The organism is Neobacillus sp. S1115, assembly GCF_055385565.1.
On sequence record NZ_AP038275.1, the window covers coordinates 4,116,680 to 4,143,527 of the forward strand.

A 26,848-nucleotide genomic window follows, 5' to 3' on the forward strand; every position below is an offset into this window, starting at 1 on the left:
ACATAGAATTCACCATTTTACCGGATTCCCGAGTTTTGTATTTTTGCAAAATCACTATTTTTCGCATATCTGCGAATCCGGTTTGCGAAACAAGAAAAGCGGAAGCGCCTTGACCAGGGGCGACAGGCATAAGACGAGCCGGCGAGAAGGCTGTTTTTTAGCCTTCTTGACGGATTGGCTGTAGACCTTCGAGCCCCTAGGCGCTGCAGCTAGACAAAAAAAAACACACACTAGAAAAAGTGTGTGTGAATAGATAAAATCATCATTTATTTAGTTTATATTTCGCTATTTTTCTATATAGACTGGCTAGGTGAATATTCAGCAATTGGGCTGCTTTTGTCCGGTCGCCGTCTGCTTCCTTAAGTGCACGCTGGATTGCGGAAACTTCTGCATTTGATACAGCTTCCTCTAAACTTAAAAGTTTAGGTATTTCTTCCGTCTCCGTTTTTTCAACTGAACGTTCAAGAGATGGGGAAATAAACAAGCTGTCCATTGTCAGGGTTTCCCCCTGAACAATGTTCATCCCCCGTTCAATAACCGCTTTTAGTTCGCGGACATTCCCAGGCCACTCGTAATTCAAAAGCCATTCCTGGAGATTAGGTGCTAAGTATTTTACCTCTTGGACTAATTTTTCATTGAAATATTCGATGAAATAATAGGCTAACGTTAAAATGTCCTCTTTTCTTTGCCTTAATGACGGTATTTTTAATTCAAATACATACAAACGATAAAACAAGTCCTGCCGGAACTTGCCTTCCTGAACCAAAGTTTTTAGGTCTCGGTTCGTAGCGGCAACAATCCGGATATCGACATTCTTGCTTCCAGTTCCCCCAAGCCGCTCCACCTCTCGCTCTTGCAGCACCCGGAGCAGTTTCCCCTGGGCTTGATAAGGCAACTCGGATATCTCATCTAAAAATAGTGTCCCGTTCTGCGCCAATTCAATTTTTCCAGGCTTTCCTTCTTTCTTCGCCCCGCTAAATGCCCCTCCTTCATAGCCAAATACTTCCGATTCAAATAATTCATCAGGAATCGCCGCACAGTTAACCGCCACAAACGGATGGTTTTTTCTCGAGCTAAGTCCATGAATGGCCTGGGCAAACAATTCCTTCCCTGTACCGCTTTCGCCAGTAAGCAGCACAGTTGAACTACTAGCTGCAATCCTGGCAGCCAATTCCTTAATTTGCGCCATCAATGGGCTGGCGCCAATAATCTCCTCAAAACTATATCGATTCCCGTTGGATGTCTTTGATCTTATTTTTGGCTTATCCACCATCTGCAGAAAGGAATAGAATTCAGCATGATCGATTTCTTCTTTTCTTAAAATGACCGAATAAATGAGGTGTTTGTCCTTTTTTTCGATTCGAATTAAACAGGGACGACCTTTAATTAAACCAGAAATAACTGTTTTTCCAACAGCAGAGGCTGGCCGTTTTTTTGTGGCTCCTTCCACGATATGCGCAATAGAAAGCCCAATTAATTCAGGCTTTTCAAAAGCAAAATAGCTGCAAAATTCAGGGCTGACATCTACAAGAATCCCCTTTTCATCCACTTCCAGTGATCCCCAGTACCCAGCGCGGTTATCAACTTTTTGGGTAAGCTCCATTCACATCACCTATGAACTTTGTTTCGGCAGTACAAGTATGACCACCTGTCCTTTTACCACTTCGTTTCCCTGCTGGTTGTAACAGCTGACCCTTTGGGTTACCCAATTCCTTGTTTCGTTAATATCAATAATTTCGAGCTCCGCTGTAATCTCATCTCCCACATGGACTGGGTAATAAAAAACCAGTTCCTTTTGCAGCAAAATGCAGGCGTCTCCCGGCAGCTTTTGGCTAATGACCTGGGTGATTAAGCCTTCGGTCAATAACCCTGGAACAATTGGTTGGTCGTAAAAATTTTTCCAGACATTTTCATTTACTTGATAAACTGGGCTAAAATCCCGTGTCAACTCATTGCATAATTTGACATCATCATCTGTAAATACTCGTTTTAAGCGAGCGATTTGTCCGATAAATAACTCATCAATCGCTATACTCATCTATTTCATCTCCTATTGAAAAAAATATTATGAATATTTTTTATAATTTAAGGGTAACAGATACTCATCCATCCGTGCAATACTCAATCCCCATTCACAGCTGTGTTAGGTTTTATAATTATTGAATATTCAACGCCGCCACGGCATATCGTTGTTAAGACGGAAAGGAGACTAAAGAATGACCATAAGTAAAGAAACAACCAAGAAAATTGATAGTATCGCCAATCAGAAGGTCCGTAACATTGTTAAAATATGCGTGGAGCAAGGCTGCCAATTCAGACCGCATCCCAGCAATCCAAATATGATAAATTTGTTCGATCCAATCCGAAGGAAAAATATTATCGGCGATATAAATATTGCAAGTGAAAGAGGCTATTTTACCCTTGAAGTGAAGGGCGGAAGGTTCAAGTCATTTCGTAATGAAACACATGATTTGGATATTGACCGGGCAGATTTCGAAGAACGGGTACTTAAAAAGCTGAAAGGCTGATTGGTTAAAAACTAAGGGGCAGTGATATCTAAAATCGCTGTCCCTTTTATGAATATATTTTTTATAAAAAGTTTTTCAATTACCTTTTGGCCATTTTCATTTTCTTTATATAGAAATGTTACGTTACTTCCCTCTATAAGGGCTAATATTTGTTTTTTGGCTTCATCAGATAATTGGAACGCGGTTTTCGTGCCATTCATATCAATCTCAATGGTATGTGGGTCGATTTGTCCAACATATTTGCCAGAACCGTCGAGAGCGGCTTTTTCCACAAGGAAATCCATAACAACCCTCGCCTGCTCCTCTTTTGCTGTTAAGAAAACCTCCAGCTTATACTTGCCATTTTTCAGGTCGGTGATGGTAAATTCCTTGGCGATTTCTTCATTGTTTTCGAGATTTACTTCCTCCATGGCTTGAGTAGACATAACCTCTTCTGAATATTGTTTTACCTTTTTTTCAGACTCATCATATACGATATAATCCACTTGTAAACCATTTGAAAACGTTAATTTCTGAGCTTTACCGGAAATATTCTTTACCCGGTAATTCACGTTAATTCCCGGCCCTAGCTCAATAATTTCAATCCTTGGAAGGAATCTTGCAGCAATCTCATTTTGTTTAGGTGCTGCCGCTTTTGGAGGTCCTGAACTGCCATTCGTCTTATCCCCCACACCTGAACCGCAGCCGGCTAAAAGACCAATAGCTAAGGCAGAGGTTAATATGAAAATCACACTTTTATTTCTCATTTTCACGATCCCCTTTTTGTAATTATTTGGTTTTCAGCATAATAGTCGCTTAAAGAAGGGGGGAGGTTACACCATATTAAAGAAATTGGTCTTTTGACATAAAGAAAGCCGCCCGATAAGGCAGCTGATCTTTTTTTATAACTTCTCCAATATCGTAAAAAGCTCTTCTAAATGGTGAATCTCGAAGGTAGGAATGACTTCATTCCGCTCTTTATTGTGGCGGTTAATCCAAACGGATTTGATCCCGGCACGGTTTGCCCCAAGAATATCGGTCATCAGGTTATCCCCCACCATGATGACTTCATCCTTTTCCAGGGAAAGTCTTGACAAGGCATGTTCAAAAATCGTTGGATCTGGTTTTCCTCTACCAAAATCACCTGAGATGACGATTTGGTCAAAGTATGGAACCAATTCTGGAGTAATGGTTAGTTTCGTATTTTGCAAGTCTGGTGATCCATTCGTTAATAGTAGAAGCTGGTATTTCCCTTTTAACGAATCTAGTGTTTTAAACGTTTCCTCATATAAAAACGGCAGCTTTCGGCGCTCGGCTGGGAAACGCTCCGCCAATTCTTGTCCAAATTCTGGGTCGTCAACCCCCAAAGCCTTAAGACCCGCCGTCCAAGCGTCTTTCCGGTAACCAGGAACCGTATCCTTCATTTTTCTAAAATCATCGTGATCATCTAGGAAATTACCCCATAGACCTTCAAAGGGATTGATCCCTATCATTTGTGTAAAAGGATAAAATTCATAGGAAGAGTAGAGGTTTCTAGCAGCCTCTCTGACAGCCTCCTCCAACTGGTCCGAATCTAGTCCATATCGTTCCTCTGCAACCTTACATGTAGCCACAAAGGCTTCCTTTACACTCTTCTGATCCCACAGCAACGTATCATCCAAATCAAAAAAAACTGCTTTAATCATGCTGGCGCCTCACTTTTTGTTTTTTTAACTAGTTTACCATTTTTTCAAAAAAAGAAAACTGAAAACTTCCTATATTCATAATCTAAAAAGAGGTTTTAAAATAAGGAGGAATTATATTTGCCTTTAGACAAGTTTGTAGATGCATTGCCAATACCGTCAATCATAACCCCCATCGGGAACAGAGATGGAAGACCGTACTACGAGGTAGAAATGAAGCAGGTTCAGCAAAAATTACACCGTGACCTAAAACCTACGACTGTTTGGGGTTATAACGGCATGTATCCCGGACCTACATTTGAGGTTCGCAGGAACCAACCTATTTATGTTAAGTGGGAAAACAAGCTGCCGTTTGAACACCTGCTTCCGGTAGATAGAACCGTGCATGGCGCAGAACTGGACCGACCATCTGTCCGGACAGTTGTGCACTTACACGGTGGTCGTAATCGTCCGGAAAATGACGGGTATCCGGAAGCCTGGTTTACCCGAAACTTCAAAAACGTTGGCCCTAAATTCTTGCATGAAGTTTATTATTACCCAAATGGTCAACGTCCTGCTACCCTCTGGTATCATGATCATGCCGTTGGAATCACCCGGCTAAATGTTTATGCAGGGCTAGCCGGGTTTTATCTTATTAGAGATGACGAAGAGGAAGAACTTAACCTTCCTCAAGGAAAATATGAAATTCCGATATTGATTCAAGATCGATCGTTCTATCTTAGCGGGGAGCGGTTTGGTGAATTATTCTATCCTTCCCAGCCAAACCAGGCAGCGCCGCCGGATCCTTCACCGCCCATTGATTCAAGCCTGCCCAGACCATCTGTCGTCCCGGAGTTTTTCGGGAATACCGCTCTTGTGAATGGAAAAGTCTGGCCCTATCTCGAAGTGGAACCGCGCAAATACCGCTTTCGTATCTTAAATGCCTCCAATGCCCGATTTTATCGATTACGATTAAGCTCTGGCCAAGAGTTTATCCAAATAGGGGCAGATGGCGGATTTCTTGAGAAACCAGTTATTGTACCACATAGGGAAGGGCTGCTGCTCGGCCCAGCGGAACGTGCAGATGTGATTGTCGACTTTTCAAAACATGCAGGTCAGAAAATCATCCTAACAAATGATGCGCCATCACCATTCCCAAGCGGCAATCCGCGTATTCCCACCCTTCCGCAAATTATGGAGTTCCGTGTTAGTAAAAACCTTACTGAACCTGACAAAAGTGTAATTCCAGCAACATTATCTTGTTTGGAAAGACTAAATCCAAATGGTGTACCTATACGGCAAAACATCTTGACTGAAATTGATGACCCGGAATTTCCAGGTCGTTTGAAACCATTGCTCAATGACATGACCTGGAGTGAATTACCCATTACAGAAACTCCGTATAATGGCACAGTAGAAGTTTGGGAGCTATACAACTTGACAGGAGATAATCATCCAATGCATTTACATCTTGTGCATTTCCAGGTTCTCAATCATGCTCCTATTACGGTTGATAAAAATAAACATATCACACACGTTGGTCCACCGCGGGAACCATCCCCAAATGAAAAGGGCTGGAAGGATACCGTTGGGGTAAATCCGAAAGAAGTCACTCGCATTATTGCCCGCTTCGGACCTTTTACGGGGATTTACCCTTGGCATTGCCATAACCTTGAACATGAGGACCATGAAATGATGCGGCCGTATGAAGTACTCCAAAATCCTGAATTTGACCCACGCATTCCAATTCCAGGTCAATGCCCTGATGACTCGTTTACTCAAAGCTTTGAAAAGGAGGGCCAAGATGAGTCAAGTATTTGACTTCCCCCCTCTTCTAATGAAAGAACCTAGCATTATCATGAAATGCTAGGTTTTTCCAATATTTATGCATGCAATGTTTTTAATTCTTTCTCTTCCTTACTAACGATTTGCTTCGGAAGCAACCCGCTAAAAATGGCCGCCAGTGCGAGAATGATAATCGAAAAGTAGAAAGAAAGATTATAATTTCCTGAGAGGCTATACCATAAACCTGGTAAGTATGAACCTAATGCCGAACCTATTTGATGGCTTAGTGACAACATGCCCAGGATAAACCCTACAGAATGATTTTTAAAAAATTGAGTTGCCAGTAATTGAGTTGGCGCTACCGTTGCAAAGTCGACCAATCCAAACACAACGGCAAAAGCCAGCAGCATTGCCGGGTTATAAGTATTTAAAAGAATAACAATGGATAAAGCTCTTACCGCATACAACCCGAACAGTATTTTTTTGCAGCTCCATCGATCCGCAACGATACCTGAAAGTAAAATGCCAATAATGTTAAAAGCAGCCAGAATGCTCACTGCAGCACCTGTTACACCTGGTGAAAACCCACATAAATTAGAAATAGGAATTAAATGTGTATCCATTAATCCTGTCGTGGTAAATCCACAAACTCCAAACGGTAAAATTAAAAACCAAAACTGTCTTTGGCGGAAGGCTTCCCAAATAGAAAACTTACTATTTTGATTCGCATCACCAATTGTCTGTTTTTCTTCTTTCGCTTTTCCGCCAATTGGCAGTAAACCTTTCTCATTAGGGTCATTGCGTAATAATAAAAGGACAACAGGAAAAACAATAACTGCCAGAAAAATGCCTAAAATAACAACTGTTACTTTCCAATTCAACCAGTTTATTAACAGTAAAGACCCTGGTACAAGAAGCATTTGCCCTGCTCCAAATCCTGCTTCGATAATCCCCAAGGCAAGGCCGCGTTTTTCATTGAACCACTTCGTTACAAGGACGGTTGCCGCAACATTAGATGCTCCCCCCACTCCGATGGAAACGAAGATGCCGTAAAGAACAAACAACTGCCATGGCTTATTGATAAAGGAGGTTAAGAAGATACTCACTCCAACCAATAAGGTACTCACCGATAAAATCAACCGTGGACCCAGCTTATCTACGAGTCTCCCAATCACTGGCTGCGAAAGACCATAAACAACAAAGCTTAATGTAGATATAAGGGAAATAGTCCCCCTATCCATGGAAAAATCTTTTTCCCAAGGCTGCACAAATGCTCCAAACGCAAGGCGAACTCCTTGAACAGCCAATAAAGCTAAAAATGTAATAAAAATAATTATCCATGCATAATGGAATTTTACTTTCATAGAATTCACCACATCCGTACTGTAATTTAGTTTTATTCCCGTTTTCAGCCTAATCATAAATTTCACAATATTAATAGTATTTACTGTACTATGATACCACTTTTCCGCTTTAAACAAATAAAAAAGGTACTTTCTCATTAAGAAGAAAAGTACCTACAACCAAAATTATTCTTTTTACAACAATCCAAGACATTAATATAAATACGGATAAGAACCTCCAGGCGGCCTCCAAGTCGGGATTCCTTGAAACCCTTGACCCATCATTGGCTGCTGATAATATGGATTGTGATTAGGATTGTGAGAAGGCGTGTAGTGATGTGGAACATGGCTAAGCGTTGAGTGATTATATTCGGCAATACAGCCTCCAGTTTGTCCAGGATATGGACCAGTTGTAATATGTTGTGTCAATCTTTACACCTCTTTTCCACGAAATTTAATTTATCATATGAAGACAAGTTTCATTTTGTTACTTTCATAAAAAAACACCAATTAGCCTTTTGATTACACATTAATCCTTCCCATTAAAATAGTATTATAGTAATTCCCATCGGAAAGAATTTTGTCCTTTTTTAAGATGCCTTCCACTTCAAACCCATATTTTTGATAAAGTTTAATAGCTTTATCATTCGTTTCAAGAACACTCAATGATATTTTCTTAATACCGTTTGAATCTGCCCAATGAATGGACTCTTCCAATAGTTTTTTTCCTATACTATGACCCCAAAATTCTTTTAAGACACAGACTCCAAATTCCACTTTATGTGACATTCTTTTCAGTAGAGTACCTTCACATCTAGAGAAACCTACAATTCTATCATTGGCTTCAGCCACTAAAAAAAGGTTATTTTTCCGTTCAGTATCCTCTCTAATAATCTGTTTGAAGCCAGATTCATCTATGTATGCTTCTCCTTTTTCTCGATCCATATTTTCTGTTTCACCATCAATCTGCACTCTAACTTCAGATAAGTTTTTGGCATCCTCCTCTTTTGCAGACCTAATAATAAAACGTAAATTATTTATTTCAAATTCATTTGGATTCACTTTCATTTAAATCTGTCCCCCAATTTCAGCTTAGTTGCCCTTACTATAATACTCCCATGACCACTTAATTTCCTTCTTGCTAACATAAAAAAGCGTTCCTGTTTGAAACAGAAACGCAACTTTATACCCACAAATCATTGAGTTTTGAGTGTTATTATTTTGTTTGGTTGATTCCATTAACGATTTGTGTCAATGCTTCATTTATTGGAGTAGCCGGCCGGCCAATAAGTTTTTCAAAATCGTTACTTTCAACAGCCAGTGTATCTTCGCGAATGCTTCTTTGGATGTCAACAAGTAAAGGAATAAGAAAATCAGGCAGTCCAGCAGCTTTCATAATATCGGCATATGCAGCATCATCAACCTTTTGTAAAATTACCTCTTTACCCAACACTTTGCCAAGGGCAGATGTTAATTCTTCCTGTGTTAATAGTCTGCCGGAAAGCTCGTAAATTGTGTTATCGTGTCCTTCACCAGTCAGTACCGCAGCTGCAGCCTCTGCATAATCCTGCTGCAACGCCCAGCCAACTTTACCTGATTCCGCAGATGTTACCCATGGAGCACCTGCGATAACGCCTTGAATACTTGGGATTTCGTTTTCCAAGTACCAGTTGTTGCGTAAGAAAGAGTAAGGGACGCCTGTTTTCACGATTACCTTTTCTGTTGCCTGATGTGTAGGAGCGAATAGGTTATTACTTTCCATTGCGTTCGCTAAACTAGTATAGGCAATGAAATTAACTCCCGCACGTTCTGCTGCAGCTACTGCATTGGCATGCTGGCGAATTCTTGTTTCATTGTCTCCGTCCGCAGAAATGATTAATAAACGATCGATACCTGCAAAAGCAGTATCCAATGTTTCCGGCAAATCAAAATCTCCCTGGCGGACTTCCACTCCACGAGCACGCAGCCCTTCTGCTTTCTCCGGATTACGAACACTGACAGCAAGTTGGTTTGCGGCTACAGTTTTTAATAAAGTCTCAACGACTTTTGAGCCAAACTTTCCTGTTGCTCCTGTGACTAATAATTTCATTCTAATTCCTCCGATATAGTTTTATTTAAGAGTCCATTTGTAACAAATTCAATTACCTGTAATCATAATAGTTACAATTTATTTTTTTGTCAACAAATAAATTTTGTTCTTTCTAATAAGATAAAATTACAAAAAACAAAAAAGGACTTACTCATTAAAATTTCGAGTGAAGTCCTTGATAATATGATGGATTTCTTTAGTTCCTGTATTTGTTAAATCTTTTTAATTTATATCATATAATTTACATTTATCATAAAAACTGGTTTTACCGATTTCTAATAGTTTAGCCGCTTCTAGTTTATTACCCTTCGTTACCACTAAAGCTTGTTCAATTGCTTGTTTTTCAGCTTGGACGAGTGTCTCCTTCAATGGGAGAATATTCTTCGGTTCTACGGACAAGATATTGCTTAATGAAACAGTTTTTTCATTATGTAAGTTACCTTCGTTTCCCCCCTCGGTTTCTCGATCGCGCAAATAAAGGGGCAGGTGCATTAATAAAATAGTTTTTCCATCAAGCACATTGATCGAACGTTCTAATACATTCTCCAATTCTCGAATGTTCCCCGGCCAAGAATGCTGCATCAATCTCTCAGTTACCTCATAGGACAACTCAATACCATTTCGGAAAAATCTCGCTTCTAATTTTTTCAATAACCGCTTTGCAATCGCAGGGATATCCTTCTTCCTTGTCCTAAGCGGAGGAATATCAATTTTAATGACATTTAATCGGTAATATAAATCTTGTCGGAAATCCCCTTTTTCAACCATTCTTTCTAAATTCCGATGGGTGGCCGCAATAATCCGCACATCCACAGGAATAGATTTATGACCTCCGACTCGGACCACTTCTTTTTCCTGCAGCACTCTTAATAGTTTACTTTGCATCGTGAGCGGCATGTCCCCAATTTCATCTAAAAATAACGTCCCGCCGCTTGCTAATTCAAACTGTCCCTTCTTGCCGCCTTTTTTCGCGCCTGTAAAAGCACCATCCTCATAACCAAACAATTCCGATTCAAGCAGGTGCTCTGGGATGGAGGAACAATTAATGGCCACAAAGGGAGCGGCCGTCCGGTTGCTGTCATGATGAATCGCATGAGCAAATAATTCCTTTCCGGTGCCAGATTCACCGATCAATAACACCGACGAATCGCTCCTGGAAACTCTTTGCGCCAATGTTTTTGCTGCAAGAAAATTAGGGCTGTCCCCAATTAAGTCCTGAAAACTATATTTACTTTGCAAATCCCTTTGAACCCTTGCTTGATAATAGTTTAATTCATCAATAAGGCTTTGTATCTTACTTTTATACATCCGCCATTCTTCAGGATTACGGAACATGACATTTCCTACGGCACCAACAATCTGTTCCTCTTCAACAATTGGAAATCGATTAGCAATCATTTCACTGCCATTTATATGTTGGACTGAGGCCAATTCCTTCAGACCTGTTTGGGCAACAATATGCATCCGCGAGTTTTCAATCACATCCTGTACATGCCGGCCAAGCGCATCTTCCATCGTGGTGCCGATAAACTCGCAATATCCCTCGTTAATATATAAAATAATCCCGTTATCATCGACAATAACCACACGTTCTGCTAATAGATTGATAATTTGCTCATGCCAGCTGTTTGGTACTTTGTCAAATGCCCGCATCGATTGCCTCCCCTATAAAAACTCATTAAATTCATTATAGCAAAATCTTAATAAGTTTTTTCAAAATTGGAATATTTGTAAAAAAAAGAGAATCCTTCTGACTGGATTCTCTTGCACTATCAACACTTACACTGATACCGCGTCTACTGCGCTGTGTACCCGCCATCGAGAACAACTGCCTGACCTGTTATCCCCCTGCCTTTGTCGCTTGCTAGAAATACGGCATAATCCGCAATCTCAGATACAGATAAGAGCCTTTTTTGGGGGACAAGCGGATAAATGACTTCCTCGAGGACACGTTCTAATCCGACATTTCTCGTCTTGGCCAAATCAACCAACTGCCCCCTTACAAGTGGTGTATCAACATAACCCGGACATAAGGCATTGACCGTAATTCCGTACTGGGCGCCTTCCAATGCGGCTACTTTCGTCAAGCCAATCACCCCATGTTTCGCGCTGTTGTAGGCCGATTTCCCGGCAAAGCCAACCAAGCCATTAATGGAAGCCATATTGATAATTCGGCCAAAGCCCTGCTCTTTCATATACGGCAATACATTTTTAATGCCAATAAACGGCGCCGTTAACATAACTTTAATCATTAGATCAAATTTCTCTGTCGGAAAATCCTCAATTGGGGAAACATATTGCAGCCCAGCATTATTTACGAGAATATCAATTTTTCCAAAAGTACTTCTTGCCAATTCCAGACTATTCTTATATGCTTCCTCATCGGTGACATTACACGGAGCGGAAATTACTTCAAAACCTTGTGCCTTTAACTCCAGCGCCACTTGTTTACTTTTTTCTTCATTTAAATCGGAAATAACAATATTTGCCCCTTCTTCAGCAAAAGTCCTAGCAATTTCTAAGCCGATTCCGCTTGCCGACCCGGTCACAAATGCTGTTTTTCCAGCTAATGCCTTACTCATAATTAAGACCTCCTAAACTGTTAAGCAATTCCAAAGAGTGTATATATAGCAATAACCGCAAATACCGCCAATGTCTTAATGACCGTGATGGCAAAAATATCTCGGTAGGATTGCTTATGGGTTAGCCCTGTTACGGCCAGCAAGGTGATGACCGCTCCGTTATGTGGCAGGGTGTCCATCCCGCCCGATGCCATCGCCACGACACGATGCATAACTTCAGGTGGAATATTCGCTGCGGCAATCGCTTGATTATACTTTTCAGCCATCGCCCCCAGCGCAATCCCCATGCCGCCTGAGGCCGAACCGGTCATCCCGGCAAGTGTCGTAGTGGTAACAGCTCCGTTCACGAGTGGATTAGTAAAAGTAGAGGAAATACCATCACTCATTTTTGCAAATCCCGGAAGTGCTGCAATAACTCCACCAAATCCGTATTCTGCACCTGTATTCATGGTAGCCAATAAAGACCCGCCAATTGCTGTATTCACACCATCCTTAAAGCCTTTCGTTACGCGCTTCCAATCATAGGCAATCGAAGTGATAATCCCAACAAGGAGCGCCATAATAATCGCCCAAATGGGGGCAGATACTGCCACATCAACCTTATATGCATCTAAGCCAAGTGCTGCAAAATCAAAACCATTCGGATACCATTTTGGAATATTCGTTACAAAAAGTTTATTCGTTACCCCGACCAAAATGAGCGGAACAAAGGCGAGAATCTTTCTTGATAATGACTGCTGGGTTGTTAAATCAGGAAGAGCAGGTTCATTGGTATCCAGCTTTTCCTTTTCAACAGCGGACGCCGTTTCCGAACCAAACCCGTAATAGCCTTCACCGGCTCTTTCTGCTTTTTTCCTTCTAGATTCTAGATAGAATAGGCCAACAGCCAAAACGATGATCGCACCAATTATTCCAAGAATGGGTGCAGCATAAATATCGGTTTTAAAGAAAGCGATTGGAATGACATTCTGTATTTGCGGTGTCCCCGGCAGCGCATCCATTGTGAAAGTAAAGGCGCCCAGCGCAATTGTACCTGGAATAAGCCTTTTCGGAATATCTGCCTGCTTGAACATTTGTGCAGCAAACGGGTAAATCGCAAACACAGCTACGAATAAACTAACCCCGCTGTAGGTTAATATTGCCCCAAGCAACACAATCGACAGCATTGCCCGTTTCGCCCCAAGCCAGCCGACAATTGTCTTAGCAATCGATTCAGCAATCCCGGACATTTCAACAACCTTACCAAAAATAGCTCCTAATAAGAAAACAGCAAAATAAGATTTAATAAATCCGACCATCTTCTCCATAAATACACCCGAAAAGAATGGCAATACATGGCTAGGTGCAATCAAAACAACAGCTAGCAGGGCACAGATTGGAGCAAACAGGATAACAGAGTAACCTCGGTATGCCACAAACATCAATAATCCAAGTGCCAATAAAATAACCAATAAATCCATATACATCCCCCTTGCGTAAAATTCGTAAAGGACTTTTTCGGAAAACGCTTTCATTCCCATTCAAAAAAAAGACCGTTACATTTAAATTTATTTGCAAGTTTTATGCCAACTATTCTGAAAATTAAAAATGCTTATCCTAAAGGGGTAATCAACATAATCACTTAGAAAATATCGATAATTCTGGATCCAATTTCCGATTCCACGGAAGCTATTTTTCCGATAATCCGGAAATTCCGCCTATCCGGAAAAATTACATACCTTCACCAAAAAGATTTCCCACAACAAAAAAACGCACTGCCAATTTGCAGTGCATTTTAACAAGGGTATATGTTTATATGTTTATGATTTAAGCGTTATTTTCCCTAAAAGAAGTTTGAAAATATTTTTGCAGCTTCACGATTCCAGTGCTGATCGCAATCGCAATGATTGCTGGCAACAGCCAGCCCAGTCCTTCATTATATAACGGCAGTACTTTTTCATAGAAGGATACGATCGGGTCCATCCACCTAAAATTTTCGATTCCTACAAGCTGGCAGAAAGTTTTGATTCCATCGATAATGCTGACCATAAAGGTTACCACAGTTGCTGAAACATAGACGATCTGCGAATGTCTAAAAAACTTTGATAAAAATGTCAGCAGCATTAGGACAACAGCCAGCGGATAAAGAAACATTAACACTGGAATTGAAAAATTGATGATGTTTGCTAATCCGAAATTACCAATGATAAGAGATACTAACGAAAAGAAAACAACCCAAATTTTATAGCTGATTTTCGGCATTTGGCCATGAAAATACTCACCGCAGGCTGTTACCAATCCGATACTCGTAGTCAAGCAAGCAAGAATGATAATAATCGAAAGCATGACTGTTCCGACAATCCCAAAATAATAGGTTGCTGTTTTTCCGAGGACTGGACCTCCTGTTTCTAAAAGTCCGAATCGCCCTGTGCTAGTCGCACCTAAGTAAGCAACACCAACATAAATGATTCCTAGGAAAACTACCGCAACCAATCCGGATTTGGCTGAAGCCGACAGAATGCCTCTTGTTGATTTAACTCCCATGGCACGAACAGCATTGATAACAATGATGCCAAACACAAGCGATGCCAGTGCATCCATCGTGTTGTATCCTTCCATAAACCCCTTTACAAACGCACCTTTGGCATATGCTTCTTGTGGTGCTCCAATTGACCCCATTGGTTTAACAATCACCATGACCAATAACACAAAAATGAGAATAATGATGGCAGGCGAGAGTATTTTCCCGATCCGGTCAACCAGCTTAGCCGGATTTAATGAAAACCACAAGGTTACTCCAAAAAATATTAGTGAAAATATGAACAATCCAATCCGGTCCGAGCCCCCGCCGACAAACGGCGCAATCCCAATATCATAGGCTACAGCACCTGTTCTTGGTGCTGCAAACAGCGGTCCAATTGTTAAATAAAGCAGCGAGGTAAAGATGATTCCATAGAGCGGATGAACCCTGCCTGACAGTTCCTGCAGGTTTCTGCTTCCAGAAACGCCCATCGCTAATATTCCAAGAAACGGCAAACCAATCCCCGTTATTAGAAACCCAGCTGCCGCCTCCCAAACGTTTGTCCCTGCGTTTTGCCCGAGTGATGCCGGAAATATTAGATTTCCCGCTCCAAAAAACAAGGCAAATAACATGACCCCTATTACAAAATACTTCGAAAATGGCAATCTATTTTCCATTAAGGTTAAACCCCTTCATTTCTTATTCACGGATACTAATTTTACTATTCTCAAAATTAAAATGCAATCCATTTCCGTGATTATTTTGATAATTTTAAAATACATTTAAATACTGGAAATACAGAATTAATCATTATTTACAGTAATTGCTTTTTGGAGTTACTTTTATAATACTCAATTCACAAAATAAAAATAATTTTTCTGAAATAACATTTCACCATAGAAAAATTCAGCCACCTGAGCCATAACCTACTCCTGTTAACACAAAATTTCAAATTATACCCGTTTTGCCGGAGATATCATTATATAATGAATTTGAAAGATAAATTCTTTTCTCTGGAGTGAGATTTAGATGTCAAAAAAGAAAAAAGTCATTAAGGATAGCACTTCGGAATTTATTGATTTGCATAAACAATTGGCTTTTTTGCGAGATAACAAGCGAAAAATACAGGAAGACAAAGACCTTTATTACGATGAAACAGAAGATTTACTTGATATTGAAAAATACTATCAAACAACAGCACAACATGACCTTGATGGCACAACTTTATTTTATAAATACAATGAATTACTAACAAAAACCCATAAAAATCGAATCCCGTATTTTATTAGTAAAGATTTATATCTCTATACCTGGGTAGACCTGTACCCAGACGGCAGCGTAAAAAGTATTTACTCCAGTGAAAAAAAGAATCCTGAAACCATCATTATTCAGGATTATCAAATCATCACAGAAAAATATGTAGAATTTCAGGAATTTCTTCGAAAAATTAAGCAAAAGGAATTCGAAACGCTTCACGAATTGAAAGTCTACGAACGAAAATTAAAAGTGAACACGGAACATATTGTCCCCCAATCATGGTTCGGTACGCTCGAACCGATGAAGGGCGATTTGCATCATTTGTTTGTTTGCGACCCGGAATGTAATATTACCCGCTCCAATTTCGCTTACTCAGATTTTCCCAATTTCCATCCCGAATCACCCGAAGAGCCGGTTCAAAATAATTGCGGACTCGCAGTCGGGGGAAGATTTGAGCCTGAGCATGGCAAAGGGACAGCAGCAAGGGCAATGCTGTATTTCCTGCTTCGCTATCCGAAGGCAATCAAAAAAGCTTTTCGAATTGAGATAGATCTCTCCACTTTAATCAAGTGGCACAAGACTTTTCCAGTAGGACTTTATGAAAAGCATCGCAATCAAACCATTTACCATATCCAAGGAAATCGGAACCCATTCATTGACTTTCCTGAACTGACTGAACAAATTGAATTCCATATTCATTGATTTGTTATTCCCATCTTTTTATGCAGATTAATAGATTTGCAGTACTGAAAAAGAGGCATCCCTTTTAACCGGATTGCCTCTTTTAAATGGATATAAACTATATTTAGACTTTTTCCCTAACGTACAAAAAAGAATAATCGAATGATTATCCAGATTGTCGAGAAAGGGTATAGTTCTCAGCATTTTTTATTTTGTCTAAATTTAAATTACCAAATTTTTTATTGATTGAGTGTCCCTACTACCGGGCCTGTTGATTTCCGCTCCGGGCACTCGCTTTCCGCGGGGAGGTCCTGGAGCCTCCTCGGCGCTTTGGCGCCTGCGGGGTCTCCAGTGACCTCTATTTCCCGCAGGAGTCGAGTGCCCTCCGCTCCAATCAACAGGGAGGCAAATCAACTTGAAGAATTGCAACACACTTTTTCCATTCTGAATAAGTGTGTTGTCATCTTTTTCATGTTCTGGCAAGCTGCAGTTAGAAGAGCCTGCTCATTTGCTTTTTTTATTCCCCGTAACCGGCAGTAGCGAAGCCCGTGCAGCTCTTTTGAGTCTGCGAAGCTTCGCTCGATTTTTTCCTTTCAAAAATTTATAAAGCATTTTTCCTGATTTAGATAAGCGATTTAATCTTACCTTTTCCTTATGCTCTTCCCAAACATAATGTGTCACTACTTTTACTTTGTTTTTTGACGTGTACATTGGGAAAGAAGAGGGCAGTTTGCACATCTCTTTGAATCCGATTTGTATTTTCTGTAACCCTCACGGTTTGTTGTACTGTAGATTAATTCTTGGTTATTAGAGGTAGAAGGTGGTCGTCTGGAACTAATTCATCTATAGATACAAATCCATATTCACTTTGGTTAGACTCTTTGGCTTAAACATTGATTTCATCACGACTTATTATTTATTTTTTATTGAGATGAAGGTTCTTATTAAATACACCTGTTGATTGGCGCGGAAGGCACGAAGACTCCTGCGGGAGTACGGGGCTGGGGAGACCCCGCAGGCGCTTTAGCGCCGAGGAGGCTCCCCGGCACGCCCGCGGAAAGCGAAGTGCCTGGAGCGCCAATCAACAGACTTGTTGAAAACCTATGCATTAATAATATTATACTAAATTAACGCGGTGAATTATTAATGGAAATGAACAAAATAAAAGGCTGCCGTAGGTTTTTCGACAGCCTGAATAATTGAATGATTATCCTCTGCTTTTAAATGTATATTCTTTTCTTTGAAAATACGATTTTATTGAATCATTGATGAAGGCGACGCTGATTGCTGTAAATATAAAGAAGAGAACTGGCACAACGATAATCCATTGGCTGGAATAAAGGTATGGAAGACTTCCGCCGATAACGCCGGACCACTCATAAGAAACAGAGCGCGGATCATCAACAATCATCCCGTAAGAAACGAAGGTACCGCCGAAGAATAGCTTCATAAACCCAAGGTGGGCAAGGAGCTGCAGGACCTGGGTAAATTGCTGGCCGAATAATAAAATCCATTTTTCGTAAACATGGGGAACGATGTGTTTAAAATAAATGAAGCGTTTATTTGCACCAAGCGTTTTGGACGCCACAATAAAATCTTCCTTTTCCACAATCCTCATTTCATTCGCTAGATGGATGGTTAAATTCGGAATCGCAATGATAATTAAAATAACCGTTTCAAATAAAGCCCGTTTCCAAAATGGGGTTTGAAATCCGTCAATCGGCATCCACAAAACACTAAATAAAATGAAGTAAACGATGATGGTTTGCGGAACGACGGAAAATGGTTCAAAAAGACTTTTTAGAAAACCAAACAGTCTTGGACTTACAGAGTAGATCAAGGAGCTTGCCACTAAGGACAACAACAGCCTTAAAATGGCAACAATCAAGGTGATTCCGATGGTGTACTTTGCCCCTTCAATCATCATTAGCCCCAAATCATACCCGAACTTATCCGAACCTAGCAAAAACACCGTAAATGGCGGGTATGGCGGAGCATCAATGAGATTCCCCTTATCATCATAAAAAAAAAGTACCTGTCTGATTTCCCCATCATGAAGTACTGTATTTAATATACTCCAGGTAACCATTGTAACAAGGAATAAGACGCCAAAAACAAATCTTTTTCTTTTTAATAAAAATAGAATCATGTTACTTGGAATCCTTTCTGTTATCAAAGCTGATCCATTCGTACGTGCGGTAAAGTAGATAAAAAGGGATAAAAATAAGAATACAGCCGACAACAAAGGGATCCGGTCCTGTGACCATTGCCCTTAACAAGCCGTTCATATTGAACAAATAATCTACTACCAATAACGTGGACAGCATCGTCCAGAAAATGGTTTTCGAGACACCAAACATCCCTTCAACAATATTCCGGAGCACGTGGATATTCAAAATATAAGAAAAAGATAATCCCTTTGCTTTGGCTAAATGGATATATTGTTTATCCAACTCTTCCTCAATGTGATGGATGAATACCTTCGTGATATAGAAACTAATCGGGACGCTTAAACTGATCACAGGCAACAGGACGGCCTTTTCGCGCAGACTGACAACTGTTGCTATTTTTATTCCTGTTTTCTTGTAAATCATAATAACAGCCAGCTGCAATAAGAGAATGAACATCAAATCAGGAACAGTCTCTGCCAATTCAATCAAGTTTTTAAGGAAGTTAATTTTTTTTCGAAAAAATATAAACGAAAGATATGTAATGATAAAGGCGATGAACCAAGATGTAAGGATGCTTAATCCGAGAATTTTCATAGACTCTATGTATCTATCAAGAATAACTGGAAATAATGGGTTTTTTCCGTCCAAAGTCAATTGATCATAGGAGATTAAACCAAGGTTCATGGCTTTAATCGCAATAAGGTAATCCGAAAAATGAAACGACAAATCCTTTAATAATACCGGTAATGCACCAATGCAAATCAACACTTCCACTGCTAGGATGCACTGCAAAACAAAAATAACCACTTTTTTCGCAAAACGTTTAAAGTTCATAGATTCTTCCTCTCTATTGATGCATGGGTGATGCATGGGGACGGTTCTCTTGCCTCATTTTGATCCACGGGTAAGTTATAAAAATTTACACAAAATTCCACAAAATATATTATAAATGCTCTTTTTCCATATTGCTATTTTTAATTTTAAAAAAGTGCCTGGAATGTATATAAATGCCCAGACACTTTTAGGTATTTTATTTACTGAATGCTTTTTTTAAGGCTTCCCCGGATTTTTCCAAGGCTGCCTTTCCTACGTTTAGTACGGCTGCCATACTTATAAAACCATGGATGGTCCCGTCGTAACGGATTGTTTCTACTTCCACACCTGCATCAGCTAATTTATTACCATACTCTTCCCCTTCGTCACGTAACGGGTCGTATTCGGCGGTAATAACTAGTGCCGCCGGCAGGCCTGTAAAGTCCTCATTTAAGGCAGGCGATACGAGTGGGCTTTTCTTATCTTCCTCACTGTTCAAATAACAATCGCGGAACCATTCCATTGTTCCCTTTTCTAGAAAATAGCCGTGAGCATTTTCCACCATCGAAACGGTCGGCGCTCCGCCAGTGTTGGTACTTGGATACAACAAAAGCTGAAAACAAATTGGCGGGGTGTTTCTCTCTTTTGCAAGATGACTGATAACAGCAGCAAGGTTACCACCAGCACTGTCGCCGCCAACAGCAATCCGCGTGCGGTCCACCTTAAAGTCTTCGGCATGATCGTATACATATTGTACTGCTGCGTAGGAGTCTTCCACTGCAGCCGGGAACTTGTGTTCAGGTGCTAGGCGATAATCAACGGAAATCGTAACGCAGCCAGCGCTATTGGTAAGCGCCCGGCAAATATTATCATGGGTATCAAGATCACAGATTACCCAGCCTCCGCCATGATAAAAAACTAATGCAGGATAGCTTGACTGTTCTTCCTTCGGATAATAAACCCTTACAGGAATATCTGACGCAGGGCCAGGAAGAGTCCGGTTTTCCACCTTGCCTACTTCCTCAACTTCCCCTTGGGGAAACTTGGAACCCATTCTTGCCATTTGTGGGGTTAAAGTTTCGAGCGGCGGTGCGCCTAGAGCTTTTAACTGGTCTAATAAAAACTTTGTTTGCGGTTCAAGAGTCATTTTTTCGCCCACCTTCAGAATCATAGTTTCATACGATTATATTGTTCGAGAAAAGTTAATTTTTTCCTCCAAAAATATAAATAATTATCCCCAGCAGACGAGGCGAGTTTCACTCTTATTTTTTTTGTAAAATATAGAATACATACCCATAATATTCGGAGTAATTTCTATATAAATCTATTTCAGATTGAAACTCTTCCAGAATGGTTAAGGCATCGACGTCATTTTTATATTTTTCACGGAAACTGATAATCTTACTTTCTAATGGTCTGTAATAATGCTCCCACCAGCCCTCTTCAGGGAGAACAAATGTCGTTATTACCTCGTACCCGAGATTCTCTGCTTTTTTAATGTTTTCTTCAACGGTCCCCACCTCAGGATAAGCCTTATACCAAAATTCTAAAGGTTCTTTCGGCGGATTCTTCTTGATCCAACTTAGCTCTGACGCTACTAAAATACCATTGTTTTTAAGGAATTTCCGCCATTCCCTTAAACCTTTTTCAAAACCCAATATAAAAATAGTACCCTCTGCCCAAATCACATCAAATTGCCCTTCTGCATATGGCAGTGATCTCATATCGGCTTTCTTAACCGTTACTTTGTCTGTCAGTTCCAGCTTCTGAACTTTGTTTTGCAGCACCTCCAAAAATCCCCCATTGATATCGGTGGCCAAAATCGTTCCATCAGTCAAGGACGCAAGTTCAATCGTTTGCATGCCGGGACCGCAGCCAATGTCCAGAATCTCAGGTTTAGTAACACGATTCCTAATCATTTCAAATGCTTTTCTGGTAGATTCATTGTTTCCGGGACCTTCTCTAGGGATGTCTTTATGCAGTTCATAAAATAAATTCATTATTCTATCTCCTTAGCGGGATATTTTCACATTATTCCTAACTTTTTTCGAAAAAAGAAAATTTCTTCTCTGAAAAAGTGGCATTTTTATTGGTCCTCCAACCAGGGACTGTGAGATATCGGCGAATTTCCCAAAGTTATCAGCGAATTTTCGATTATATCAGCGGATTTTTCAATATATCAGCAGATTTTTCGATTATATCAGCGAATTCATCCAATATATCAGCGAATACATTTTTAAGCCTTTCTCGATTTATGACTTTTCCTAATAAACTTTACCATTCCTAGAATTAGTAGGATGATGAGTATTCCATATATGATGGTAGAGAAATTATCCATTTTTTCCGTAATAAGTTCCCAATTCTCTCCCAAGTTTGCACCTAGATGAATCAGGACCGTATTCCAAATCAGTGTTCCAATCGTTGTGAAAATTAGGAAAAGAGAAAAATTCATGTTGGCCATTCCAGCGGGGATTGAAATCAAACTGCGAATTAGCGGAATAAACCTACACAGGAAAACCGTCCAAATACCATATTTATTAAACCAGGCATTGGCGCGGTATAAATCTTCCTTTTTTAGTCGTAACAATTTTCCATACCGCTTAATGATTCTGTCAAACCGTTCCACATCCAAAAAATTTCCGAGACGATATAAAATTACCGCACCAAATACAGAACCTAAAGTTGAGGCAATAATGACTCCCGTAACGTTCAAACTGGTATCCAAGGTCATATAACCGCCAAAGGTCAGGATGATCTCCGAAGGAATGGGCGGGAAAATATTTTCAAGAGCGATCAGCAAAAATACCCCTATGTAACCATAGCTTTCAATAAAATCTTTTATCCAAACTTCCATTTTAATCCTCCATTTTTTTCATTTCCACATGTATTACGTTTTTTATCCTAAAAGGTTCCGCTAATTGGTATAAGTTCATATAGGAAAATTTTTTCTTCTATCTAGCACAAACTACCAGTTCCTATTACACTTAAATTATCCTAAATTTGAGGGGGTTTTACACATGAAGAAATTTAAGGCAGGAATTATCGGAACCGGTTTCGGCGCCAAAGTGCATGCACCGATGATGAACTTTCATGACGGATTTGAGGTAACCGCAATAGCAAGTGTTTCACGAGGAAATGTGGAGAATGTCCGAAACACGAGCGGTATAGATAATGTTTATACTGACTGGCAATTAATGCTCGAGAAGGAAGAACTCGACCTTGTTGTTGTAGCTTCAGCTGTTCATTTACATAAAGAAATGGTACTGGCTGCTTATGAAAAAGGTCTGCATGTGGTCTGTGAAAAGCCAATGGGCTTAGATGTGTCGGAGACAGAGGAAATGATTTCAGCCAAAAACCAAGCAAACAAACTAGGGATCATTAATCATGAATTCCGCTTCCTACCTGCCCGGACAAAGGTGAAGGAAATTTTGGACAGCGGCAGCTTGGGGAAAGTTTTACACGTTCGTTATTTGGCTGCTTTTCCGAATTATGCCTATCTTTCATCCAACCCACGCGGCTGGCTAGCCAAAGCGGAGACTGGCGGAGGGATGCTCGGGGCAATTGGTTCGCATATGTCCGACTCTCTTCAGTGGTGGCTTGACAGTCATTTTCATGAAGTGTTTGCTAACCTTCCTATCCATGTACCAGCCTATACTTCTGGGGATGGAACAGTCGAAATCCGTACAGCCGATGATGCATATCAGGTTATTGGCAAGCTTGATAACGGGGTTACAGTAACGTTGGAATTTGTGTCGGGAGTCCTCCAAACCGCCAATTCATGGCGTTTAGAGGTCTTTGGTACAGATGGAACAATGGTTATGTTAGACGATAGCCAGGTTCTGCTTTCTTCAGGTGATGCTCCTCTAGAAGCAGTTGAGCTAGTACCTGATATAACAGCCCCTGCAGAAATGCCGGCGGTCGCAGCCCGTTACTATAACGGCTTTAACCGCGCTCTAGATGCCCTGTACGAAACTCTAGTGACAGGTGTTAAACACCCTAATCTAGCTAATTTTGAGAACGGCCATGAAACACAAAGGGTGCTTGATGCGATTCGGCTTTCCTCAAGGGAAGGACGGAAAGTTTCCCTTTAAATTCATAAAAGAACCATCCGAAATTGGATGGTTCTTTTAAAAACACCGCAGTCATAAAGGCTGCGGCCTAATTTAGTTAAGCTTTACTATTTCGCGTTCAATATATTTTCTTCTTTCAAGGATGTATTCCGTGATTACCCGAAGCTCCTGGTCAAATTGTGTGATCGAATCCTTTTTGTAGGGGTCCTGCAGGACATAGGGCCGGATTATCCCAAGCACCTTTTCAACTCTAGGCACCATAAATCCCAATGTAAACTGCTGATTCATAATTTCAACCAGCAGCTTTTGATACTGCTTTCGAAACGAATCCACATCCAAAATTCTTGCCGTTAACGTATTATAGCCCTGAAGTGGAACATAATCCGCCTCCATCACCTTCCCGTTAACATCCCTTCCCCAGGTGGCATCGTAATCCCATGGCATCACCTCGAATAGCCCTGTTTCACCATTTCGGTAAAGCGAATAATTATGGACAAATCCATCATAGTTGGACGTGAAGATGATGCCCGCAATCCACCGCAAGTATTTTTCAACATCAATATATTTAATAATTTCCCTCTCAAATTCACTTCTAGGAATCGTATTAATGTTATAAATAAACCTTTCTAAAAACTTATCCTCGGACGACTTCCCACACTTCTTTTCATAGCCTGATTTCAATGACTTTTTCACGGCTTTATCCAAATCACTCATCAATGAAAAATTCGCATCGCCATCAATGGCGTAATAAATGCTGCCAGCGGGAAGATTTCTTCTTCTTAAAAAATTTTCATCCACCGATTCGATTTCCAAATATATTCCTTCCGCTTTGCCGTTAAGGGTCAAAAAAACATGCTGGGAATATGGTGCTAGGACACCAATTTCAGAAAAGAAATCGAAGGATAATTTATTGCGTATGAACGAAGGATCCTTATACTCGGCATTTATATGAATTTCACTGGAGCCTTTGAATTTTTTAGGCCTATAAAAAGAAATGTAATACGATTTTTTCAAAAAATCACGAATATGGGAGCCGCGGTAGCTGATATCTACCTCTAATCTCTTGCCATCGATATTTAGCTGTGCGGGGATTGGCATATCCACCCATATATCCCTTTTAAGCTCCTTTAATTCGCTCGGTTTTATAAAAATTTTATAGTTTGGCAGTTTTGCGGCTTCGTCCATTCCCTATCCCCCCTCCTTCTATACCTATGATGGAGTAAAAGGGATGTCACGGTTTATTGATTTTTTCCTTGAATAGGCTATTGTCCGAGACCAAGACAAGCGTCCATTCGTAAATTGTTAAAAGAGGAGTGGGTGTAATAGAAAATGCACAATTCATTTCGTACTCCCTTTTCTGTAAAAAAAGGAGGTGCTTCAAATGGAAGAAAGAGAATTTTCTCCAGAGGATATTCAAAGAGCTGCTGAAGATGTAGGACGCGGCGGATTCGGGGATTTCATGTTTATGGATCCAGGCCGTCATCGCGGGACATCTAGCCACAGAAGAACTTCTAGTCGGACTTCTAGACGAACCTCTAGTCGTCGAAAGATGACATCCAGCAGAAATACGACTCGACGCCGCACGTCCAGAAAAAGAACTTCAAGACGCTTAACACATAATCTGGAATGCACAAACTGGCGTAATACAGGCCACGGCAGACATCAAACGAAGAGCTGCTGGAAAGACGGCAACATGTGGGTGTTTAAATCCCGTAAAAGAGGTTAAAGAATCAAAAGGCGGCTGGTCTGCCTTTTCTTTTTTTTCTAATCAGGAAAACTCTGGGTCAGGACCCCGGCACAACGGCAGCAAGGTCCTGACCTCTTTTTAATTAATTTTTTCCATGTTCAAACTCGTCTTCAAGTCTTCTAATTTCATCAATTGATTTTTCGAGTGCTGACTGAGGGCCTTTGAAATGCTTTTTATAATAAGTCAAATCCATAATAATTAACAAGATAAACATTCCCGCCAAAGCATAGGCAGCCATTTGATTAGGCGGAATGATCATCATGATAGAAATGAAGATAATCCAAAGGATGCTGAGAATATTAATCGGCTTGCTCCACTTTCCAAGACTCCAGGGGCCGTAATGCTTTGGCTGAAAGATTCCCTTAGCCTCTGCCTGCAGCTTGAGATAGATGGGAATCCCATAGGCAACATACAATCCAACCACACTTACAGCCGTCAGGAAGGCGATGGTGGAGTAACCTGCATCCGGATTCACCAGCTTCGTAATGTAATCAATCAACGCCAGCACAAACGAAAGAATCACAGACAGCCAAATCGCTTTTGCCGGAGTCCGGTACTTCCGGCTAATTTCCGCCCAATGGCGGCTGAGCGGCATCCCCTTGTCTCTTGAGAAAGCGTACATCATCCGCGAAAATGATGTAATAGACGAGAGACCGCAGAAGAACATCGCAAACGTAACCAGCCATAACACGACTGCCCCGAAGGTTCCGCCAAGGGCTTCGCTGATAACAAAAATAAAGGCATTATCCGACTTCACCGCACCGGCTGCATCATGAATAGAAAGCGTGACAAATGCCAGCATGATAAATCCAAACACAAATGAAAACGCGACGGAGTTGTAAATGCCCCATGGAGCGCGGACACGTGGGTGTACTGTTTCTTCAATCGTATGGGCAGACGCATCATAACCAGTAAAGGTCCACTGTGCCTGTAACAATCCGATTAAAAAGGCCAGAACATAAGGCTTATCAGAGAAGGTTTGCCCTACCTGGAATAGGTAATCAACCGGCTGAAGGCCGTTTCTTGTAAAAAATGCTAAGCTGACAACCAAAATAGCAACAACGACCATATGGTACCAGGCTGAAAAGTCATTTAATTTTGCGACGATTTTAATCCCAATGTGATTGAGGATTCCGTGTAATAGGAGAATAACGCCAAAGACAATTAAAGTGGTGGTATCGGTAGAGGTATATCCAAAAACGGTTGCTAGGAGCGGGTCTGCAAATAAGGCGCAAGAGTAGTCGATTCCGGCCACAATCCCAATTTGGCCGATTAAATTAATCCAGGCTGTGTACCAGCCAATTCGAACCCCCTTTAAGGCGGCGGCCCAGTGATACAGGGCACCTGCCGTGGGAATAGCAGAAGCCAGCTCGGCAAGTGATGCGGCCACCAGCATCACGAAAAAGGCCACAATCGTCCAGCCAAAACCCATCATACCCGGGCCGCCGTACGTTAACCCATGTCCATAAAGAGAAACAGCTCCTGTTAAGATGGAAATAATCGAAAAGGAAATCGCAAAGTTGGAAAATCCGCCCATATCCCGCAGTAATTCCTGGGCATAGCCATAGCGGTTCAGCTGCTTCCTATCCTCCAACATTTGTTGGTCTTTGTTTTTCATTTGTTCTACCCCTTTCTGACTGAT

Annotated in this window: 24 protein-coding genes and 1 pseudogene; 5 read left to right on the forward strand and 20 right to left on the reverse strand. The window is 40.8% G+C overall.

Going from position 1 to position 26,848, the window contains the following annotated elements; translation table 11 throughout:
- Window positions 1-262 precede the first annotated feature (262 nt).
- Both ACZ5B7_RS19890 and ACZ5B7_RS19895 read right to left on the reverse strand, forming a co-directional pair.
- A complete protein-coding gene (locus ACZ5B7_RS19890) occupies window positions 263-1,603 on the reverse strand; it encodes a sigma-54 interaction domain-containing protein (protein WP_464490735.1) in 1,341 nt (446 codons plus the stop codon).
- 9 nt (window positions 1,604-1,612) lie between these two features.
- A complete protein-coding gene (locus ACZ5B7_RS19895; protein ID WP_423798686.1) occupies window positions 1,613-2,038 on the reverse strand; it encodes a hotdog family protein in 426 nt (141 codons plus the stop codon).
- A 178-nt stretch (window positions 2,039-2,216) separates the two neighbouring features.
- On the opposite strand from ACZ5B7_RS19895, the gene ACZ5B7_RS19900 reads away from it, so the two are divergent.
- On the forward strand, window positions 2,217-2,528 hold the full coding sequence (locus ACZ5B7_RS19900) for a hypothetical protein (protein ID WP_213148230.1): 312 nt from the start codon (window positions 2,217-2,219) through the stop codon (window positions 2,526-2,528).
- Between the two features lie 11 nt (window positions 2,529-2,539).
- Here ACZ5B7_RS19900 and ACZ5B7_RS19905 read toward each other — a convergent pair whose 3' ends face one another.
- Entirely contained in the window at window positions 2,540-3,274 is a 735-nt protein-coding gene (locus ACZ5B7_RS19905; RefSeq protein WP_464490736.1) for a BsuPI-related putative proteinase inhibitor, read from the reverse strand.
- A 135-nt stretch (window positions 3,275-3,409) separates the two neighbouring features.
- Window positions 3,410-4,192: an HAD family hydrolase gene (locus tag ACZ5B7_RS19910; protein ID WP_464490737.1), complete on the reverse strand. Its 783-nt coding sequence runs from the start codon at window positions 4,190-4,192 to the stop codon at window positions 3,410-3,412.
- 117 nt (window positions 4,193-4,309) lie between these two features.
- Between ACZ5B7_RS19910 and ACZ5B7_RS19915 the strand changes: the two genes are divergently transcribed.
- A complete protein-coding gene (locus ACZ5B7_RS19915; RefSeq protein WP_464490738.1) occupies window positions 4,310-5,989 on the forward strand; it encodes a multicopper oxidase family protein in 1,680 nt (559 codons plus the stop codon).
- 62 nt (window positions 5,990-6,051) lie between these two features.
- On the opposite strand, the gene ACZ5B7_RS19920 is transcribed toward ACZ5B7_RS19915, so the two are convergent.
- The 8 genes from ACZ5B7_RS19920 to brnQ form a co-directional block, all read right to left on the reverse strand.
- Complete coding sequence (locus ACZ5B7_RS19920; protein ID WP_464490739.1) at window positions 6,052-7,317, reverse strand: MFS transporter; 1,266 nt, start codon at window positions 7,315-7,317, stop codon at window positions 6,052-6,054.
- 192 nt (window positions 7,318-7,509) lie between these two features.
- Window positions 7,510-7,725, reverse strand: coding sequence for a hypothetical protein (locus ACZ5B7_RS19925; protein ID WP_464490740.1), 216 nt, complete (start codon window positions 7,723-7,725; stop codon window positions 7,510-7,512).
- A 93-nt stretch (window positions 7,726-7,818) separates the two neighbouring features.
- The gene (locus ACZ5B7_RS19930) at window positions 7,819-8,364 is read right to left on the reverse strand and encodes an N-acetyltransferase family protein (protein ID WP_464490741.1); all 546 of its coding nucleotides are present in this window, start codon (window positions 8,362-8,364) and stop codon (window positions 7,819-7,821) included.
- Between the two features lie 148 nt (window positions 8,365-8,512).
- A complete protein-coding gene (locus ACZ5B7_RS19935; protein WP_464490742.1) occupies window positions 8,513-9,385 on the reverse strand; it encodes an SDR family oxidoreductase in 873 nt (290 codons plus the stop codon).
- Window positions 9,386-9,607: 222 nt separating this feature from the next.
- Window positions 9,608-11,038 carry a sigma-54 interaction domain-containing protein gene (locus ACZ5B7_RS19940; protein WP_464490743.1) on the reverse strand — a complete coding sequence of 477 codons (1,431 nt, stop codon included), beginning with the start codon at window positions 11,036-11,038 and terminating at the stop codon, window positions 9,608-9,610.
- A 143-nt stretch (window positions 11,039-11,181) separates the two neighbouring features.
- On the reverse strand, window positions 11,182-11,967 hold the full coding sequence (locus ACZ5B7_RS19945; protein ID WP_464490744.1) for a 3-hydroxybutyrate dehydrogenase: 786 nt from the start codon (window positions 11,965-11,967) through the stop codon (window positions 11,182-11,184).
- A 20-nt stretch (window positions 11,968-11,987) separates the two neighbouring features.
- Window positions 11,988-13,427, reverse strand: a complete 1,440-nt coding sequence (locus ACZ5B7_RS19950; protein ID WP_464490745.1) for a GntP family permease — start codon at window positions 13,425-13,427, stop codon at window positions 11,988-11,990.
- A gap of 346 nt (window positions 13,428-13,773) precedes the next feature.
- The gene (brnQ, locus tag ACZ5B7_RS19955) at window positions 13,774-15,144 is read right to left on the reverse strand and encodes a branched-chain amino acid transport system II carrier protein (protein ID WP_464490746.1); all 1,371 of its coding nucleotides are present in this window, start codon (window positions 15,142-15,144) and stop codon (window positions 13,774-13,776) included.
- Between the two features lie 352 nt (window positions 15,145-15,496).
- Between brnQ and ACZ5B7_RS19960 the strand changes: the two genes are divergently transcribed.
- Window positions 15,497-16,426, forward strand: a complete 930-nt coding sequence (locus tag ACZ5B7_RS19960; RefSeq protein ID WP_464490747.1) for an endonuclease — start codon at window positions 15,497-15,499, stop codon at window positions 16,424-16,426.
- Between the two features lie 389 nt (window positions 16,427-16,815).
- Here ACZ5B7_RS19960 and ACZ5B7_RS19965 read toward each other — a convergent pair.
- From ACZ5B7_RS19965 to ACZ5B7_RS19990, 6 genes and pseudogenes are all read right to left on the reverse strand, one after another.
- Window positions 16,816-17,244, reverse strand: a pseudogene (locus tag ACZ5B7_RS19965) (transposase).
- Between the two features lie 368 nt (window positions 17,245-17,612).
- Window positions 17,613-18,554, reverse strand: a complete 942-nt coding sequence (locus ACZ5B7_RS19970) for an ABC transporter permease subunit (protein WP_464490748.1) — start codon at window positions 18,552-18,554, stop codon at window positions 17,613-17,615.
- Window position 18,555: 1 nt separating this feature from the next.
- Window positions 18,556-19,410, reverse strand: a complete 855-nt coding sequence (locus ACZ5B7_RS19975) for an ABC transporter permease subunit (RefSeq protein WP_464490749.1) — start codon at window positions 19,408-19,410, stop codon at window positions 18,556-18,558.
- 196 nt (window positions 19,411-19,606) lie between these two features.
- Window positions 19,607-20,536, reverse strand: a complete 930-nt coding sequence (locus ACZ5B7_RS19980; protein ID WP_464490750.1) for an alpha/beta hydrolase — start codon at window positions 20,534-20,536, stop codon at window positions 19,607-19,609.
- 115 nt (window positions 20,537-20,651) lie between these two features.
- Window positions 20,652-21,389, reverse strand: coding sequence for a class I SAM-dependent methyltransferase (locus ACZ5B7_RS19985; RefSeq protein WP_464490751.1), 738 nt, complete (start codon window positions 21,387-21,389; stop codon window positions 20,652-20,654).
- Window positions 21,390-21,625: 236 nt separating this feature from the next.
- Window positions 21,626-22,243, reverse strand: a complete 618-nt coding sequence (locus tag ACZ5B7_RS19990) for a DedA family protein (protein WP_423798703.1) — start codon at window positions 22,241-22,243, stop codon at window positions 21,626-21,628.
- Between the two features lie 163 nt (window positions 22,244-22,406).
- Between ACZ5B7_RS19990 and ACZ5B7_RS19995 the strand changes: the two genes are divergently transcribed.
- A complete protein-coding gene (locus ACZ5B7_RS19995) occupies window positions 22,407-23,480 on the forward strand; it encodes a Gfo/Idh/MocA family protein (RefSeq protein WP_464490752.1) in 1,074 nt (357 codons plus the stop codon).
- Between the two features lie 72 nt (window positions 23,481-23,552).
- Here ACZ5B7_RS19995 and ACZ5B7_RS20000 read toward each other — a convergent pair whose 3' ends face one another.
- Window positions 23,553-24,644, reverse strand: a complete 1,092-nt coding sequence (locus tag ACZ5B7_RS20000) for a CotH kinase family protein (RefSeq protein ID WP_464490753.1) — start codon at window positions 24,642-24,644, stop codon at window positions 23,553-23,555.
- 196 nt (window positions 24,645-24,840) lie between these two features.
- Between ACZ5B7_RS20000 and ACZ5B7_RS20005 the strand changes: the two genes are divergently transcribed.
- On the forward strand, window positions 24,841-25,185 hold the full coding sequence (locus ACZ5B7_RS20005; protein WP_464490754.1) for a CotG/ExsB N-terminal domain-containing protein: 345 nt from the start codon (window positions 24,841-24,843) through the stop codon (window positions 25,183-25,185).
- 103 nt (window positions 25,186-25,288) lie between these two features.
- Here ACZ5B7_RS20005 and ACZ5B7_RS20010 read toward each other — a convergent pair whose 3' ends face one another.
- Window positions 25,289-26,824 carry an amino acid permease gene (locus ACZ5B7_RS20010; protein ID WP_464490755.1) on the reverse strand — a complete coding sequence of 512 codons (1,536 nt, stop codon included), beginning with the start codon at window positions 26,822-26,824 and terminating at the stop codon, window positions 25,289-25,291.
- Between the last annotated feature and the right edge of the window lie 24 nt (window positions 26,825-26,848).

Excerpts from the sequence above, each read along its gene's own strand:
- ACZ5B7_RS19890 (WP_464490735.1), bottom strand. The coding sequence starts at position 1,603 with ATGGAGCTTACCCAAAAAGTTGATAACCGCGCTGGGTACTGGGGATCA.
- ACZ5B7_RS19895 (WP_423798686.1), bottom strand. The coding sequence starts at position 2,038 with ATGAGTATAGCGATTGATGAGTTATTTATCGGACAAATCGCTCGCTTA.
- ACZ5B7_RS19900 (WP_213148230.1), top strand. The coding sequence starts at position 2,217 with ATGACCATAAGTAAAGAAACAACCAAGAAAATTGATAGTATCGCCAAT.
- ACZ5B7_RS19905 (WP_464490736.1), bottom strand. The coding sequence starts at position 3,274 with ATGAGAAATAAAAGTGTGATTTTCATATTAACCTCTGCCTTAGCTATT.
- ACZ5B7_RS19910 (WP_464490737.1), bottom strand. The coding sequence starts at position 4,192 with ATGATTAAAGCAGTTTTTTTTGATTTGGATGATACGTTGCTGTGGGAT.
- ACZ5B7_RS19920 (WP_464490739.1), bottom strand. The coding sequence starts at position 7,317 with ATGAAAGTAAAATTCCATTATGCATGGATAATTATTTTTATTACATTT.
- ACZ5B7_RS19930 (WP_464490741.1), bottom strand. The coding sequence starts at position 8,364 with ATGAAAGTGAATCCAAATGAATTTGAAATAAATAATTTACGTTTTATT.
- ACZ5B7_RS19935 (WP_464490742.1), bottom strand. The coding sequence starts at position 9,385 with ATGAAATTATTAGTCACAGGAGCAACAGGAAAGTTTGGCTCAAAAGTC.
- ACZ5B7_RS19940 (WP_464490743.1), bottom strand. The coding sequence starts at position 11,038 with ATGCGGGCATTTGACAAAGTACCAAACAGCTGGCATGAGCAAATTATC.
- ACZ5B7_RS19945 (WP_464490744.1), bottom strand. The coding sequence starts at position 11,967 with ATGAGTAAGGCATTAGCTGGAAAAACAGCATTTGTGACCGGGTCGGCA.
- ACZ5B7_RS19950 (WP_464490745.1), bottom strand. The coding sequence starts at position 13,427 with ATGGATTTATTGGTTATTTTATTGGCACTTGGATTATTGATGTTTGTG.
- brnQ (WP_464490746.1), bottom strand. The coding sequence starts at position 15,144 with ATGGAAAATAGATTGCCATTTTCGAAGTATTTTGTAATAGGGGTCATG.
- ACZ5B7_RS19960 (WP_464490747.1), top strand. The coding sequence starts at position 15,497 with ATGTCAAAAAAGAAAAAAGTCATTAAGGATAGCACTTCGGAATTTATT.
- ACZ5B7_RS19970 (WP_464490748.1), bottom strand. The coding sequence starts at position 18,554 with ATGATTCTATTTTTATTAAAAAGAAAAAGATTTGTTTTTGGCGTCTTA.
- ACZ5B7_RS19975 (WP_464490749.1), bottom strand. The coding sequence starts at position 19,410 with ATGAACTTTAAACGTTTTGCGAAAAAAGTGGTTATTTTTGTTTTGCAG.
- ACZ5B7_RS19980 (WP_464490750.1), bottom strand. The coding sequence starts at position 20,536 with ATGACTCTTGAACCGCAAACAAAGTTTTTATTAGACCAGTTAAAAGCT.
- ACZ5B7_RS19985 (WP_464490751.1), bottom strand. The coding sequence starts at position 21,389 with ATGAATTTATTTTATGAACTGCATAAAGACATCCCTAGAGAAGGTCCC.
- ACZ5B7_RS19990 (WP_423798703.1), bottom strand. The coding sequence starts at position 22,243 with ATGGAAGTTTGGATAAAAGATTTTATTGAAAGCTATGGTTACATAGGG.
- ACZ5B7_RS19995 (WP_464490752.1), top strand. The coding sequence starts at position 22,407 with ATGAAGAAATTTAAGGCAGGAATTATCGGAACCGGTTTCGGCGCCAAA.
- ACZ5B7_RS20000 (WP_464490753.1), bottom strand. The coding sequence starts at position 24,644 with ATGGACGAAGCCGCAAAACTGCCAAACTATAAAATTTTTATAAAACCG.
- ACZ5B7_RS20005 (WP_464490754.1), top strand. The coding sequence starts at position 24,841 with ATGGAAGAAAGAGAATTTTCTCCAGAGGATATTCAAAGAGCTGCTGAA.
- ACZ5B7_RS20010 (WP_464490755.1), bottom strand. The coding sequence starts at position 26,824 with ATGAAAAACAAAGACCAACAAATGTTGGAGGATAGGAAGCAGCTGAAC.